Here is a 13,338-nt window from a genome sequence, read left to right as displayed (position 1 = left end):
ACGATAATTAGTTGCCACGGCGTGTGAGCGGATGTACGACATCCATGGAGATCGAGTTCGACCCGGCCAAGGATCGCGCCAATCGGGAGCGGCACGGTCTGTCGCTAGGGTCCGCCGCGGCGTTCGACTGGGACACGGCGCTCGAGCGCGGGGACGATCGCTTCGACTATGGTGAAGTCCGCTTCGTGGCGCTCGGGCTCATCGCGGATCGGCCGCATGTGCTGGTGTTCGCCGAGGGATCTCATGACCATGCAGTCCGCGCGATCAGCCTGCGCCGGGCCGAGAAGCATGAGGTGAGATTCTATCATGACAACCTCTGACCCCGAGCGCGACGACAACCCGCCGCTGGATGAGGCCTTCATGGCGGGCATGACGCGGTCGCGACGCGGCCGACCGCGATCGGAGGCGCCGAAGGTGGAGGTGAAAATACGCCTGGACGCCGCGACGGTCGCGCACCTGCGCGCGAGCGGCCCCGGCTGGCAGACCCGGGTCAACGCGGTGCTCGGCCGCCTGGTGTCCGCCGGAGAGATCTAGCGTCTCACCGACGTTCGGTCGTGCTCCGGCGCAGGCCGGAGCCCAGGGTCACAAGGAAGCCGTGCGTGGCTCTGGGCTCCCGCCAGCGCAGGAGCACGGCGGCCGGCAGCTGAGCGCGATCGATCAGCGGTAACGCCTCACCCCCGCCGGAACGGCGTCATCTCTCCCAGGAACTCCTGCTCCTGCGCCACCGCGGCGCGCTCGCGCACCAGGAAGTCCGCCACCGCGCGACGGAACGAGGGATCGGGGATGTAGTGCGCGGACCAGGTCGGCACCGGGACATAGCCGCGCGCGAGTTTGTGCTCGCCCTGCGCGCCCGCCTCCACCGTCTTGAGCCCGCGCGCGATCGCGGCGTCGATCGCCTGGTAATAGCACAGCTCGAAGTGGAGGAACGGCACCTCCTCGGTGCAGCCCCAGTAGCGGCCATACAGAGCGTCGTCACCGATCAGGTTGAGCGCGCCCGCGATCGGCACGCCGTCGCGCTCGGCCAGGATCAGCAGTACGCGCTCGCCCAGCGCCGCCCCCAGCAGCGGGAAGAAGGCGCGGGTGAGATAGGGGCGTCCCCATTTGCGGCTGCCGGTATCCTGGTAGAAGCGCCAGAAGGCGTCCCACTCGCGCCGCCCGATCGCGGCGCCGCTGAGATGGCGGATCGTCAGCCCCTCCACCGCCGCGGCGCGCTCCTTGCGGATCGCCTTGCGCTTGCGGCTGGCGAGCGCGCCGAGGAAGTCGTCGAAGCTGGCATAGCCTTGGTTCTGCCAGTGATATTGCGTGCCCTCGCGGATCAGCCAGCCGGCGCGCTCGAACTGCGCGATCTGGTCGGGCGCGACGAAGGTGGCGTGCGCGGAGGAGAGGTCGTGGCGGTCGGTCACCGCCTCCAGCGCGGCGATCAGCGCGGGCGCGGCCTCTGCGTCGCGCAGCAGCAGCCGCGCCCCCGGTACCGGGGTGAAGGGAACCGCGACCTGGAGCTTGGGGTAATAAGCGCCGCCGGCGCGCTCCCACGCGTCCGCCCAGCCATGGTCGAAGACATATTCGCCCTGGCTGTGGCTCTTGGCATAGGCCGGCGCGATCGCGGCGGGCGCGCCGTCCGCGCCGTCGACGACGACGGGGATCGGCTGCCAGCCGCTGCGCCCGCCGACGCTGCCCGATTCCTCGAGAGCGGCGAGGAAGGCGTGGCCGAGGAAGGGGTTGGCGGTGCCGGCGCAGGCGTCCCACTGGTCAGCGGGGAGGGCGCCGACCCCCTCGGCGATTCGCGCGGTCAGCGAGGTCATCACCGCCTAAGTTAGGCGCGCGCGGGCGGGGGTTAAAGGACGGAGACGCGGGGCGTGTGGTTTCTTCCGGCGGTGCGGTGTCGTCGCGCGTATCCGACCGTCACCGTCATCCCGGCCTTGCGCCGGGATCCATGCCGCCGCGAGAGGAACGGCCGAGGCGTGCGCGGCATCATCGATCCCAGGTCAAGTCCGGGATGACGCTTCTCCAGAAGTCGCGCGAGCGACCCGCGCCCCGCGCTCAGAGCGAGGCGGCGACCTCGACGATCGCGTCGACCTCGACCGCGGCGCCGAGCGGCAGCGCCGCCACGCCCACCGCCGAGCGCGCGTGGCGCCCCGCGTCGCCGAACAGCTTGACCATCAGCTCGCTGGCACCGTTGGCGACCTTGGGCTGATCGGTGAAGTCGGCGGTGGAGTTCACGAACACGCCGAGCTTCACGATCCGCGTGACCTGCTCCAGCGTGCCGAGATGCGCCTTGAGCTGCGCCACCAGCATCAGCGCGCAGCGCTGCGCCGCGTCCTGCCCCTGCTCGAGCGAGACGTCGTCGCCGAGCCGCCCGGTGACCACCGCGCCGTCCCGGAAGGGCAGCTGGCCCGAGACGTGGAGGAACCCGCCCGCCGCGACGACGGGGACATAGGCGGCCACCGGGGCGGCGGCCTGGGGCAGCGTCAGGCCGAGCTCGGCGAGCGCGCGGTCGATACGATCGGTCATGCGCCGTCCCTGCGGCGTGCGTGCCCGCCGGTCAAGTCGGGGCCGACGCGTCCTCGGGGAGAGGCGCGGGCGCACCCGCGGCGAAGCGCGCGTCGATCCACGCCTCGGCCGCGCGCCAGTCGTCGATCCGCGCGTGCGCCTGTGGCGCTGCCGGCACACCCGCGGCGAGCGCGGGCTCGGCGATCATGTGGAGCCGCCACACGCCGGGCGCGTGCTTGGCCACCGACTCATGGTGGTGCGGCAGGTCGTCGACGAAGACCGTCACCGGGTCACCGTGCTCCGCCACGAGCCGCGCCACCGGCGCGCCCTTGCCGCCCTGGTTGCACTCGACCCGGTGCGCGATCCCGAAGCGCTCGAGCTGTTCGATGCGGTGGGTGCGGCACTGGTCCTCGAGATTGGTGAGGATGACGATGTCGGCGCGCTCGGCCAGCCGCGCCAGCGCCGCGCCGGCGTGCGGGACGAGCGTCTGGCGCGCCATCTCGGCGGGGAAGAAGCCGCCGAGATAGCCGAACATCTCCTCCTGCGTCAGCGGCACGCCGCCGCGCCGGCGCATGTTCTTGGCCAATTCCCAGCTGTCATAGCGGAACTCGATGTCGTGCGCTTCGTCGAGCCAGGTGGCGAAGTGGCGCACCATGTGGAGTAAGACCTCGTCGCAGTCGCTGATCAGCAGCGGTCGGGTCATCGTGGCGCTTCCTCCAGTCGAGCACGAGCCGCGACCAGCGCGGCCGGGGTGGTGCCGGTCGCCGCGGCGCAGGCGAGCAGATCGGGTTCGTGCGCCTCGAGGAAGGCGAGGCACGCGGCCAGGACGGCAGGATCGCGCAGCCGCGCGCGCAGGTCGTCGGGCGCGAGCCCCGTCACGCCGATCAGTCGTTCGGCGCGCAACGGTTCGTTAAGCGTCCAGGCGAGAGCGTCGAGCGCGATCGTGGTCGCGTCGGGCTGGTTTGGATCGGTTCGGACCATTATCTATCTGGTGTCAGAGGAGAAAGCGGCGCGTGGCCAAGCGAGTGCTCGTTGTCGAGGACAATGAACTCAATCTCAAGCTGTTCTGTGACCTGTTGCGGGCGCACGACTTCGCGGTCGAGCCGGTGCGCGACGGGCGCGAGGCGGTGGAGCGGACCCGCGCCTTCATGCCCGACCTGATCGTGATGGACATCCAGATGCCGCACGTCACCGGCTATGAGCTGATCCTCGAGCTCAAGGCCGACGACGCGCTGCGCCACATCCCGGTGATGGCGGTGACCGCCTACGCCGGGCGCGAGGACGAGGAGCGCATCCGCGCGGCAGGGGCGGACGCCTATATCTCCAAGCCGATCACGCTGGCGCGCTTCATCACCGCGGTGGGGTCGCTGGTGTGAGCAGCGGCGCGGTGCCGCTGTCTCGCGGCTGAGCGATCTTTCCTCTCTCTGGCTTGTACCCCGGCGGAAGCCGGGGCCCGGTCGGGGGACGCTGGTGAGACCCACTGCCGCCTTCCCACCTGGTCCCCGGCTCTCGCCGGGGAACAGGCTTGTTGGGGAAGGTCGAGTTCCGCGCCCGCCCGCGACTGTTTCCACCCTATAGATCGAGCGCCCAGCCGTCGCGCCCGCGCGGGTCGGGGGCGCGCTCCGGCACGTAGCGGGTCGCGCCCGCGGCCAGCCGCAGGATCGTCCAGTCGCCGCGGCGGTCGACCGCCTCCGGCGCGCAGCCGCAGCGCGCGAACGCCGCCACCACCTCGGCGCGCTGCGTCTCGAGCAGCCCCGCGAGCACGATCGCGGCCTGCGGCGCGGCGATCGCCGCCACCTCGGGCGCCATCGAGATCAGCGGGCCGGCGAGGATGTTGGCGATCACCAAATCGTAGGGCGCGCGCGCCGTGATCGCCTCTGACAGCGCGCCGTCGGCGACCACCAGCGCGATGCCGTCGACGTCGTTGGCCGCCATGTTCTCGCGCGTCACCGCGATCGCGGCGGGGTCGATGTCGGTCGCGGTGACCTGCGCGTCGGGCCAGAGATGCCGCGCGGCGAAGGCGAGCAGCCCGGTGCCGGTGCCGAGGTCGATCGCGTTGGTCACCGTGCGGCCGGCGAGCGAGTCGAGCATCGCCAGGCAGCCCGAGGTGGTGGCGTGGTGCCCCGTGCCGAACGCCTGGCCGGCGTCGATCAGGAAGGCGCGGCCGCCCGGCGGCGCTGCGACCGGGTGCGCGCTGGTATGGACGACGAACCGCCCCTCGCTGATCGGCTCGAGCCCGGCCTGGCTCAGCGTCACCCAGTCCTGCGCGGTGAGCGGCGTCACCGCGGGCTCGGTCGCCACCGCGCTCGGCACCAGAGCGCGCAGCGCCGCGAGCATCGCGGCGTCGGGCTCGTGCTCCATATAGGCGTCGAGCCGCCAATGCTCGCGGTCGTCCTCGACCTCCTCGCTGGTCATCAGCACCGCGTCGATCGCGAGATCGTCGGCGGCGTCGATCGCCTCGGCCTCGGCGCGCGTGCACGGCAGCGTGACGCGCCAGCTGTCGATCGCCTCAGCGGACATAGCTGGCGCCGTTGACGTCGAGCACCGCGCCGGTCATCGACGGCGGCGCCTCGAGCGCGAGGAAACGCGCCACCGCCGCGACTTCCTCCGGCTCGGCGACGCGGCCGAGCGGGATGTCGGCGAGGAGCCTGTCGCCGCCGCGGCTGGCGATATAATCCTCCGCCATGCCGGTCATGGTGAAGCCGGGGCAGATCGCGAAGGCGAGGATCTCGTCGCGGGCATAGCCGCGCGCGATCGTCTTGGTCATCGCCACCATCCCCGCCTTGGCGGCGGCATAATGCCAGTGCGCCGGGCTGTCGCCGCGATAGGCGGCGCGGCTGGCGACGTTGACCAGTCGGCCGCCGCGCGCGTCCGCCTGCCAGTGGCGCACCGCCAGCCGGCTGAGCTCGGCCGCGGCGGTGAGGTTGATCCGCAGCGTGCGCTCCCAGCCGGCGACCCAGTCGTCCGAGTCGAGCGGGTTGGCCTCGAACACGCCGGCGTTGTTGATCAGCACGTCGACGCGGCCGCCGAGCCGGTCGAGCGCGGCGTCCCACAGGCGCGCGGGGGCGGCGGGATCGGCGAAATCGGCGGCGAGGCCGCTCGCGGTGGCGTGGCGCGCGAGCGCGACGTCGGGGGCGGCGTCGAGCGTGGCGGCGATGGCGGCGCCGATGCCACGGCTCGCCCCGGTGAGGAGGATGTTGACCATGCGCGTCGCGATAGGACGGAAGCGGGGGGCGGGGCCAGAGGGTTGCGCGGACGGGCGTGCTGAAGAGAGGCTGAGCTCGTCGATGCCTCGTCTCGACGCGCTCTCGCCGAGAGCGGGACGATGCTTCGAGACGCCGCTTCGACAGGCTCAGCGGCTCCTCGGCACGAACGGTGGCGTGTTCTCCCCCGTTCGCGCCGAGGAGAGGCTGAGCTCCTCGAAGCCTCGTCTCGCCGCGCTGCCGCCCCCCGCCCTTACCCCTCGCTCGCGGAGAAGCTGTCCGCCGAGGCGCGCAGCGTGTCGAAGCGGTCGCCGATCTGCTCGAAGGCGTGGCCGAGCGACACGATCTCGCCGGTCACCTCGTTGGTGTCCTCGCGGATCGCCGCGATCGTGTGCGACATCGAGTCGGCGGCCAGCGCGGTCTCGTCCACCGCGGCGGTGATCGCGGTGACGGTCTGCGCCTGGAGCTGCATCGCCGCGGTCACCTGCACCGCCGAGCGCCGCACCTTGCCCACCGTGTCCTTGATCGAGGCCGAGGTGTCGACCGTCACGCGGGTGGCGGCCTGGATCGCGGCGATCTTGGCGGCGATGTCGTCGGTGGCGCGCGCGGTCTGGCTGGCGAGGCTCTTCACCTCCTGCGCCACCACCGCGAAGCCGCGCCCGGCGTCGCCCGCGCGCGCCGCCTCGATCGTGGCGTTGAGCGCGAGCAGGTTGGTCTGCCCGGCGATGTCGCGGATCAGGCCGAGGATCGACTCGATCGACTTGGCGTGATCGCTCAGCGCCGCGCTGGCGCTCACCGCGTCCTCGGCCTGCGCGCTGGCGTCTTCCAGCGTGGTGGTGCAGGCGCGCATGTCGCTCTGCACCGAGTCGATCGCGCGGATCAGCCCGGCCGCGGTCGCGGCGGCGTCGCGCATCGCCAGCGCCGACTGTTCCGCCGCCGTGGCGACCTCGCTGGTCTTGTCGAGCATGCCGCGGGTCGAGCCGGCCGCGGCGCGCGCCTTCTCGCGGACGATATGGCCGCGCGCGGCGATCGCGCCGATGCCGTCGCTGACGCTCGAGCGGAACGCCGCCGAGCGCTCCGCCCGGGCGGAGCGCACCGCCTCGAGCGAGAGCTCGCCCAGCCGCGACGCCATCAGATCCGATTCCATCATCGCCAGCCGCAGCACGACATTGCTGAGCCGCTCCAGGCGCGCCGCATCACCGGCACAACCGGCGCCGAGCAGCGCCAGCGTCTGGCCGTGCGCGCGGGTCAGCGCGGCAAGCAGCAGCGTGAGCGGCACGCCGTTCGCCTGCGAGACGTCGACTTGGCCGACCACCATCGCGTGCCAGCGCTCGCTGAAGGGCTCGGTGTAGCGTAGCCGCATGTAATGGGTCGCGCGGCCGAGCTGCTCGTCGAGCCGCGCGCCGGTGACGTCGCGCATCGCCGCGGGCAGCGTGGGCAGCGCCAGCAGATGGTCCCAGAAGGTGCGCGCGACCTGTCGCCAGCCGTCGGCGGCGTCGAGCAGCGCGGCGATCTCGCGGCACGCCGGCAGGATGCCGCGGTCCCAGTCGAAGTCGCCGACGCGATCGGCCAGGCCGCGCTCGTCGTGGTGGAACATGCGCATGACGCTCACTCGGACCGAAGGGGAGGGATCAGGCCGCGACCTTGCTGGCGAACTCGCCGGCATGGCCGTCGAGCGCGCCGAGCCGGCCCGCGAGCGAGTCGAAGCCGATGCCGAGCCGGTCGATCTCGGTCGCCACCGTCTCGGTGTCCTCGCGGATCGCCGCGATCGTGTGCGACATCGAGTCGGCGGCCAGCGCGGTCTCGTCCACCGCGGCGGTGATCGCGGTGACGGTCTGCGCCTGCGACTCCATCGCGTGGCGGATCCGCGTCGCCGAATCCTGCACTTCCGCCACGGTGGTGCGGATCGAGGCCGAGGTGTCGACCGTCACGCGGGTAGCGGCCTGGATCGCGGCGATCTTGGCGGCGATGTCGTCGGTGGCGCGCGCGGTCTGGCTGGCGAGGCTCTTCACCTCCTGCGCCACCACCGCGAAGCCGCGCCCGGCGTCGCCCGCGCGCGCCGCCTCGATCGTGGCGTTGAGCGCGAGCAGGTTGGTCTGCCCGGCGATGTCGCGGATCAGGCCGAGGATCGACTCGATCGACTTGGCATGGTCGCTCAGCGCGCCCGAGACGTTGACCGCGTCGCCCGCCTGTCCGGCGGCGCGAGTCGCGATGTCGGCGGCGACCTCGACCTCGGCGCGCGCGTCCTCGATCGCGCGGATCAGCCCGGCGGCGGTGGAGGCGGCGTCGCGCATCGCGACCGCCGACTGTTCCGCCGCGGCGGCGACCTCGCTGGTCTTGCCGAGCATGCCGCGCGCCGCGGACGAGGCGTGCGACGCCTGGGCGCGGAGATGGTCGCCCTCGCGCGTGGTGTCCTCCACCGTCACCGCGATGCCGTCGCGGAACTCGGCGGCGAGCCGGTCGCGCGCGACCTGCGCGCGGTGCTCGCGGTAGGAAGCGTACATCTCCACCGTGATCTCGCCCTCCAGCGCGGAGAGCCGCATCAGCGTGTCGACCAGCTCGGGCAGGCGCGGATCATCGCGCGCCACGTTGGCCATCAGCACGTCGAGCGCGGCGCGGTCGCTCGCGCTGATCATCGACAGCAGCGCCATCGGCGTGACCTCGGCGGCATAGGCGCCCGCGACCGAGCGCTCGATCGACTCGATCCAGGCGCGCTCGCGGGTGCGCAGGAAGCGGTTCTCGAGGAAGGTGCAGCCGAGATCGATCATCCGCTCGGTCTCCTGCGTCGCCCAGGAGCGGCGGTCGGCGAAGCAGAGCTGCCACTGCTCCCAATAGGCCTGGGCGATCTCGCGGATGCGCGGCGCCAGCGCCACCCACACGTCGCTCGACGCCTGGGTCAGCCGGCCGTCGACGTCGAACACGCGGAAGCGGGCGGGGAGGTCGAAGGTGGCGGCGACCGATCCGATCGGCGGCAGGTCGTGGGACAAGGAGGAGCTCCCGCTGGGGTCAGAGTCGTGACCCTAGCTAGCGCTGCCGGGTTAACAGTGGGTTAGGTAACGGGCGGGGATTCCCGCGGCCGACCCGGCACCAAGCTTGCATCGCGGCGCCGCCGGACGCATAGACCGCGCCAAATCGATCCGCCGTTTTCGTGACCTGAGGAACCCAGCGCTTGGCCTCCAAACCCGCCCGCCCGCGCAGCCCGCACCTGTTCAGCGGCCCGCTGCAGCTGCACTATCGCTGGTCGCCGGCGATGACCGCCTCGATCTTCCACCGTGTCACCGGCGACGGCATGGCGACCGTGGGGACGCTGCTGCTGGTCTGGTGGCTCGCCGCGATCGCCGCGGGACCGCAGGCCTATGGCGTGTTCCTCGACGTGTTCACCACCGCGAGCGGCGCGCTCAACCCGCTCGGCTGGATCGTCGGCGTCGGGCTGACCTGGTCGCTGTTCCAGCACATGATGAGCGGCATCCGCCACCTCATCCTCGACACCGGCGCGGCGTTCGAGCTGAAGGTCAACCGCGCGCTGGCGGTGCTCACCTTCGTGATGTCGGTGCTGCTCACCGCGGGCTTCTGGTTTCTCCTCGTGGGGATCAAGTAAATGACGACCGAGATCGGCCGCGTCCGCGGGCTGGGCAGCGCGCACGCCGGCGCGCATCACTGGTGGCACCACAAGCTCACCGCCGGCACCAATTTCCTGCTGCTGGTGTGGTTCCTGGCGTCGATCGCGATGCTGCCGTCCTATGACCACACCACGGTGCGGCTGTGGCTCTCCTCGGCCTGGGCGGCGGTGCCGATGGCGCTCCTGATCGCCTCGGTCTTCTACCATTTCCGCCTCGGGCTGCAGACGGTGATCGAGGATTACTCGCACAAAGAGAACCGCTTCGTGCTGACGATCCTGCTCAACGTGTTCACCGCCGCGACCGCGGGCACCGCCATCTTCTCGATCCTCAAGGTCGCCTTCGGAGCCGCCGCCTGATGTCCGACGCCTATAAGATCATCGACCACACCTACGACGCGGTCGTCGTCGGCGCGGGCGGCTCGGGGCTGCGCGCGACGATGGGGATCGCCGAGAGCGGGCTGAAGACCGCCTGCATCACCAAGGTGTTCCCGACGCGCAGCCACACCGTCGCGGCGCAGGGCGGCATCGCCGCCTCGCTCGGCAACAACTCGCCCGACCATTGGTCGTGGCACATGTTCGACACCGTCAAGGGTTCCGACTGGCTCGGCGACCAGGACGCGATCGAATATATGGTCCGCGAGGCGCCCGCCGCGGTCTACGAGCTGGAGCACGCCGGCGTGCCGTTCAGCCGCAACGACAACGGCACGATCTACCAGCGCCCGTTCGGCGGTCACATGCAGAACATGGGCGAGGGCCCGCCGGTGCAGCGCACCTGCGCCGCGGCGGACCGCACCGGCCACGCCATGCTCCACGCGCTCTACCAGCAGAGCCTGAAGTATGACGCCGACTTCTACGTCGAATATTTCGCGCTCGACCTCATCATGGAGAACGGCGCCTGCCGCGGCGTGATCGCGCTGTGCATGGAGGACGGCTCGATCCACCGCTTCCGCTCGCACGCGGTGGTGCTCGCCACCGGCGGCGGCGGGCGCGTCTACCAGTCGGCCACCTCGGCGCACACCTGCACCGGCGACGGCAACGGCATGGCACTGCGCGCCGGCCTGCCGCTGCAGGACATGGAGTTCGTCCAGTTCCACCCGACCGGCATCTACGGCGCGGGCGTGCTGATCACCGAGGGCGCGCGCGGTGAGGGCGGGTATCTGACCAACTCCGAGGGCGAGCGCTTCATGGAGCGCTACGCCCCCAGCGCCAAGGACCTCGCCAGCCGCGACGTGGTGGCGCGCTCGATGGCGATGGAGATGCGCGAGGGTCGCGGCGTCGGCAAGGAGAAGGACCATATCTTCCTCCACCTCGACCATATCGATCCCAAGGTGCTGCACGAGCGGCTGCCCGGCATCACCGAGACGGGCAAGATCTTCGCCGGCGTCGACCTGACGCGGCAGCCGCTGCCGGTGACGCCTACGGTCCATTACAATATGGGCGGCGTGCCGTGTAACTATCACGGCGAGGTCGTGCGGCTGCGCGACGGCGACCCCGACTCGGTCGTCCCCGGGCTGTTCGCGGTGGGCGAGGCGGCGTGCGTCTCGGTCCATGGTGCCAACCGGCTCGGCTCCAACTCGCTGATCGACCTCGTCGTGTTCGGCCGCGCCACCGGGCTGCGGCTGAAGGAGACGCTCAAGCCCGACACGCCGCACAACCCGCTGCCCAAGGGCTCGGAGGAGATGGCGCTGAGCCGGCTCGACCATTTCCGCCACGCGTCGGGCAGCACGCCGACCGCCAAGCTGCGCGGCGAGATGCAGCGGACGATGCAGCGCCACTGCGCGGTGTTCCGCGACTCGGCGCTGCTGGCGGAGGGCGTCGAGAAGATCGAGGCGATCTACCAGGGCGTGCAGGACGTCGGCGTGGTCGACCGCTCGCTGATCTGGAACACCGACCTGGTCGAGACGCTCGAGCTCGACAATCTGATCGGCCAGGCGGTGGTGACGATGAAGAGCGCGGCCAACCGCAAGGAGAGCCGCGGCGCGCACATGCACGAGGACTTCCCCGAGCGCGACGACGCCAACTGGATGAAGCACACGATCACGACGTTCGACGGCTGGGGCGGCAAGAGCGGCGCCACCGCGATCGACTATCGCCCGGTGCACGATTACACGCTCACCGACGACGTCGACTACATCAAGCCCAAGAAGCGCGTCTACTGATCAGCGCACCTCGACCAGGCGCTCGCCGGCGGCGAGGGCCTGGTCAGGCGGCGCCGTCGAGCCGTTCGGCGAGCCAGCGCGCGATCAGCGCCTCGCGGGTGATGGCGCTCTCGGTGGCAAGCTGGTCGAGCCGGCGGACGCGCCACGCGGGCAGGTCGAGCGCGACACGCTCGATGTCGTTGATCCGAACGGCCGCGCCCCAGTCGACCAGGTGGCTGATGTCATCTCCGGCGTCGAAGCGCCGGTCGAACTCCTCACCGCTCATCGGCTCGCTCATAGGCCCTCGCTTCCTCCGGTCGCGCGCGGCGCACCGATATGATCCGGATCCGGTCGCCGCGTTCGGTCACCACGGCTGTCCATAGCCTTCCGTCCGTACGACCGACGACCAGCCAGCGCGGCTCGACGATCGTCGATCGTCTCACCGGAAGACGCAACGCCCGCGGATCATGCCACAGCGTCTGAGCCGTAGGAAAGTCGATGCCGTGCTTGAGCCGGGTCGCGGCGCTCTTCGCTTCGTCGAACTCGAACACGCTCTATCGTAGACACCCGCGGCGAGCCGCCCCTCCCGCGCCCGTCTTTTCTTGCCGCCATCGGGGAACCCTGACCCGCCCCGTCGCTTACCGCCGCCATGACCGACAGCAACGCCGCCCGCTACCCGCTCCTCGCCGTCCCGCACATCCAGCTCCACGGCACTGTGGACGATATGATGTATGCGGGGTTCAAAGAGCAGCTCGCCGCCGTGCCCGCCGATGGGCCGATCGTCGTCTCGCTCACCACGCTCGGCGGCGACCCCGAGATGGCGCGCGCGATGGGGGACTCGATCCGCCTGCTGCGCGAGTACACCGGCCGCGAGGCGCTGTTCCTCGGCAAGGTCGCGGTCTATTCCGCCGGCGCCACCTTCATGTCGGCCTTCCCGGTCGAGAACCGCTTTCTCACGCGCAACACGCGCCTGATGATCCACGAGCGCAGCATGACGAGCACTCTCCAGCTCTCCGGCCCGCTCAACACGATCCCGCCGATCCTCAAGGCCAAGCTCAACGAGATCGCCGACTCGATCCGCATCCAGGAGGAAGGCTTCGCCGATCTCGTCCGCGGCAGCCAGGTGACGCTCGACGAGCTCAAGAAGCGCGCGCCCGACAATTGGTATATCGAGGCGCACGAGGCGCGCGACCTGGGCCTGGTGCTCGACGTCATATGACGGAAGCGGCGCGCCGTCAGCCCCCGCGCTAACCCACCACGGCGAGCCTCACGCGAACGCCGGCGCCTGGCGGAGCTGGTGATAGGCGCTGATCACCTTGGCCAGCATCGCCTCGTGGCTGCGGTCGCCGCCGTTGCGGTCGGGATGGTAGCGGCGCACCAGCTCGGAATAGCGTCGGCGCAGCGCGGCGCGGTCCGCGTCCGCCGCCAGCCCGAGCGTCTCCAGGCTGCGCCGGTCCTCGCCTGACAGCGGCTTGCCGTCGCCTCTCTCGGGCGCGGCGGTGCGGCGGAAGCGCGCGCCGATCGCGTCGAGCGGGTCGGTGAAGTCGGCCCAGCGCGGTCCCTGGTCGCCGCCGCCCGCGCGCGTGAAGGCGCGCGTCGCGTTCTCCCAGCCGGCCAGCGGGCGCTGCGCGTGGTGGATCTCCTCCGCGGTCATGCCGTCGAAGTAATTGTAGCCCGCGTTGAAGGCGCGGATATGGTCGAGGCAGAACCAGCGGAAGCGCGGCGGCCCCTCGGCGTTGGCCGGTCCCTCCAGCGGCGGTGCGCGGAACTCGCCGGCCTCGGCGCAGCCGGGGTGCGCGCATTCCTGCGCCGCGCCCTCGACGCGGCCGTGGAATCTCGTCTGTGGTCGATCCTTGTGAGGCTTCACTGAACTGCCGTCGCTTCCCGG

18 protein-coding genes are annotated in these 13,338 nt (G+C 71.2%); 7 read left to right on the top strand and 11 right to left on the bottom strand.

What is annotated here, in order from left to right:
• Nucleotides 1-44 precede the first annotated feature (44 nt).
• Together K7957_RS08125 and K7957_RS08120 are read left to right on the top strand one after the other, a co-directional pair.
• The gene (locus K7957_RS08125; RefSeq protein WP_223011471.1) at nucleotides 45-320 is read left to right on the top strand and encodes a BrnT family toxin; all 276 of its coding nucleotides are present in this window, start codon (nucleotides 45-47) and stop codon (nucleotides 318-320) included.
• Nucleotides 307-534: a BrnA antitoxin family protein gene (locus K7957_RS08120; RefSeq protein WP_223011470.1), complete on the top strand. Its 228-nt coding sequence runs from the start codon at nucleotides 307-309 to the stop codon at nucleotides 532-534. Before K7957_RS08125 ends, K7957_RS08120 begins: the two co-directional genes overlap by 14 nt.
• A 137-nt stretch (nucleotides 535-671) precedes the next feature.
• Here the strand turns inward: K7957_RS08120 and K7957_RS08115 are convergent, their stop codons facing one another.
• From K7957_RS08115 to K7957_RS08100, 4 genes are all read right to left on the bottom strand, one after another.
• A complete protein-coding gene (locus K7957_RS08115) occupies nucleotides 672-1,802 on the bottom strand; it encodes a GNAT family N-acetyltransferase (RefSeq protein WP_223011469.1) in 1,131 nt (376 codons plus the stop codon).
• A 238-nt stretch (nucleotides 1,803-2,040) separates the two neighbouring features.
• Nucleotides 2,041-2,511 (bottom strand): RidA family protein, encoded by a 471-nt coding sequence (locus K7957_RS08110; RefSeq protein WP_223011468.1) that lies wholly within the window; start codon nucleotides 2,509-2,511, stop codon nucleotides 2,041-2,043.
• Nucleotides 2,512-2,542: 31 nt separating this feature from the next.
• A complete protein-coding gene (locus K7957_RS08105; RefSeq protein WP_223011467.1) occupies nucleotides 2,543-3,193 on the bottom strand; it encodes an HAD family hydrolase in 651 nt (216 codons plus the stop codon).
• On the bottom strand, nucleotides 3,190-3,471 hold the full coding sequence (locus K7957_RS08100) for a DUF3572 family protein (RefSeq protein ID WP_223011466.1): 282 nt from the start codon (nucleotides 3,469-3,471) through the stop codon (nucleotides 3,190-3,192). The genes K7957_RS08105 and K7957_RS08100 overlap by 4 nt, the downstream gene beginning before the upstream one ends.
• Before the next feature lie 32 nt (nucleotides 3,472-3,503).
• Between K7957_RS08100 and K7957_RS08095 the strand changes: the two genes are divergently transcribed.
• Nucleotides 3,504-3,866, top strand: a complete 363-nt coding sequence (locus tag K7957_RS08095; RefSeq protein ID WP_183945882.1) for a response regulator — start codon at nucleotides 3,504-3,506, stop codon at nucleotides 3,864-3,866.
• A 196-nt stretch (nucleotides 3,867-4,062) separates the two neighbouring features.
• Here K7957_RS08095 and K7957_RS08090 read toward each other — a convergent pair whose 3' ends face one another.
• The 4 genes from K7957_RS08090 to K7957_RS08075 form a co-directional block, all read right to left on the bottom strand.
• Nucleotides 4,063-5,010, bottom strand: a complete 948-nt coding sequence (locus K7957_RS08090; RefSeq protein WP_223011465.1) for a 50S ribosomal protein L11 methyltransferase — start codon at nucleotides 5,008-5,010, stop codon at nucleotides 4,063-4,065.
• Entirely contained in the window at nucleotides 5,000-5,695 is a 696-nt protein-coding gene (locus tag K7957_RS08085; protein WP_223011464.1) for an SDR family NAD(P)-dependent oxidoreductase, read from the bottom strand. The genes K7957_RS08090 and K7957_RS08085 overlap by 11 nt, the downstream gene beginning before the upstream one ends.
• A gap of 251 nt (nucleotides 5,696-5,946) precedes the next feature.
• Nucleotides 5,947-7,290: a methyl-accepting chemotaxis protein gene (locus K7957_RS08080; RefSeq protein WP_246616837.1), complete on the bottom strand. Its 1,344-nt coding sequence runs from the start codon at nucleotides 7,288-7,290 to the stop codon at nucleotides 5,947-5,949.
• Nucleotides 7,291-7,324: 34 nt separating this feature from the next.
• Complete coding sequence (locus K7957_RS08075; protein ID WP_246616836.1) at nucleotides 7,325-8,680, bottom strand: methyl-accepting chemotaxis protein; 1,356 nt, start codon at nucleotides 8,678-8,680, stop codon at nucleotides 7,325-7,327.
• 182 nt (nucleotides 8,681-8,862) lie between these two features.
• Here K7957_RS08075 and sdhC point away from each other — a divergent pair, with 182 nt between their 5' ends.
• The 3 genes from sdhC to sdhA are packed head-to-tail and all read left to right on the top strand — an operon-like array spanning nucleotide 8,863 to nucleotide 11,471.
• Nucleotides 8,863-9,291 carry a succinate dehydrogenase, cytochrome b556 subunit gene (gene sdhC, locus K7957_RS08070; RefSeq protein WP_223011462.1) on the top strand — a complete coding sequence of 143 codons (429 nt, stop codon included), beginning with the start codon at nucleotides 8,863-8,865 and terminating at the stop codon, nucleotides 9,289-9,291.
• The gene (gene sdhD, locus K7957_RS08065; protein WP_223011461.1) at nucleotides 9,292-9,669 is read left to right on the top strand and encodes a succinate dehydrogenase, hydrophobic membrane anchor protein; all 378 of its coding nucleotides are present in this window, start codon (nucleotides 9,292-9,294) and stop codon (nucleotides 9,667-9,669) included.
• Nucleotides 9,669-11,471, top strand: coding sequence for a succinate dehydrogenase flavoprotein subunit (gene sdhA / locus K7957_RS08060; RefSeq protein ID WP_223011460.1), 1,803 nt, complete (start codon nucleotides 9,669-9,671; stop codon nucleotides 11,469-11,471). Before sdhD ends, sdhA begins: the two co-directional genes overlap by 1 nt.
• Nucleotides 11,472-11,514: 43 nt before the next feature.
• Here the strand turns inward: sdhA and brnA are convergent, their stop codons facing one another.
• Nucleotides 11,515-11,736 (bottom strand): type II toxin-antitoxin system BrnA family antitoxin, encoded by a 222-nt coding sequence (gene brnA, locus K7957_RS08055; RefSeq protein WP_223011459.1) that lies wholly within the window; start codon nucleotides 11,734-11,736, stop codon nucleotides 11,515-11,517.
• A complete protein-coding gene (locus K7957_RS08050; protein WP_223011458.1) occupies nucleotides 11,726-12,001 on the bottom strand; it encodes a BrnT family toxin in 276 nt (91 codons plus the stop codon). Before K7957_RS08050 ends, brnA begins: the two co-directional genes overlap by 11 nt.
• A gap of 98 nt (nucleotides 12,002-12,099) precedes the next feature.
• Between K7957_RS08050 and K7957_RS08045 the strand changes: the two genes are divergently transcribed.
• Nucleotides 12,100-12,669 carry an ATP-dependent Clp protease proteolytic subunit gene (locus K7957_RS08045; protein ID WP_223011457.1) on the top strand — a complete coding sequence of 190 codons (570 nt, stop codon included), beginning with the start codon at nucleotides 12,100-12,102 and terminating at the stop codon, nucleotides 12,667-12,669.
• Nucleotides 12,670-12,717: 48 nt separating this feature from the next.
• On the opposite strand, the gene K7957_RS08040 is transcribed toward K7957_RS08045, so the two are convergent.
• The gene (locus K7957_RS08040; protein WP_223011456.1) at nucleotides 12,718-13,317 is read right to left on the bottom strand and encodes a DnaJ domain-containing protein; all 600 of its coding nucleotides are present in this window, start codon (nucleotides 13,315-13,317) and stop codon (nucleotides 12,718-12,720) included.
• Between the last annotated feature and the right edge of the window lie 21 nt (nucleotides 13,318-13,338).

Source organism: Sphingomonas yunnanensis (assembly GCF_019898765.1).
In the GTDB taxonomy this organism is placed as follows: Bacteria; Pseudomonadota; Alphaproteobacteria; order Sphingomonadales; family Sphingomonadaceae; genus Sphingomonas; species Sphingomonas yunnanensis.
The sequence above is the reverse complement of the archived record's forward strand: the minus strand, read 5'-3'. Positions and strand labels throughout refer to the sequence as shown.

What these genes read in the sequence shown, in the direction of transcription:
- K7957_RS08125 (WP_223011471.1), top strand. Translation starts at nt 45, where the DNA reads ATGGAGATCGAGTTCGACCCGGCCAAGGATCGCGCCAATCGGGAGCGG.
- K7957_RS08120 (WP_223011470.1), top strand. Translation starts at nt 307, where the DNA reads ATGACAACCTCTGACCCCGAGCGCGACGACAACCCGCCGCTGGATGAG.
- K7957_RS08115 (WP_223011469.1), bottom strand. Translation starts at nt 1,802, where the DNA reads ATGACCTCGCTGACCGCGCGAATCGCCGAGGGGGTCGGCGCCCTCCCC.
- K7957_RS08110 (WP_223011468.1), bottom strand. Translation starts at nt 2,511, where the DNA reads ATGACCGATCGTATCGACCGCGCGCTCGCCGAGCTCGGCCTGACGCTG.
- K7957_RS08105 (WP_223011467.1), bottom strand. Translation starts at nt 3,193, where the DNA reads ATGACCCGACCGCTGCTGATCAGCGACTGCGACGAGGTCTTACTCCAC.
- K7957_RS08100 (WP_223011466.1), bottom strand. Translation starts at nt 3,471, where the DNA reads ATGGTCCGAACCGATCCAAACCAGCCCGACGCGACCACGATCGCGCTC.
- K7957_RS08090 (WP_223011465.1), bottom strand. Translation starts at nt 5,010, where the DNA reads ATGTCCGCTGAGGCGATCGACAGCTGGCGCGTCACGCTGCCGTGCACG.
- K7957_RS08085 (WP_223011464.1), bottom strand. Translation starts at nt 5,695, where the DNA reads ATGGTCAACATCCTCCTCACCGGGGCGAGCCGTGGCATCGGCGCCGCC.
- K7957_RS08080 (WP_246616837.1), bottom strand. Translation starts at nt 7,290, where the DNA reads ATGTTCCACCACGACGAGCGCGGCCTGGCCGATCGCGTCGGCGACTTC.
- sdhD (WP_223011461.1), top strand. Translation starts at nt 9,292, where the DNA reads ATGACGACCGAGATCGGCCGCGTCCGCGGGCTGGGCAGCGCGCACGCC.
- sdhA (WP_223011460.1), top strand. Translation starts at nt 9,669, where the DNA reads ATGTCCGACGCCTATAAGATCATCGACCACACCTACGACGCGGTCGTC.
- brnA (WP_223011459.1), bottom strand. Translation starts at nt 11,736, where the DNA reads ATGAGCGGTGAGGAGTTCGACCGGCGCTTCGACGCCGGAGATGACATC.
- K7957_RS08045 (WP_223011457.1), top strand. Translation starts at nt 12,100, where the DNA reads ATGACCGACAGCAACGCCGCCCGCTACCCGCTCCTCGCCGTCCCGCAC.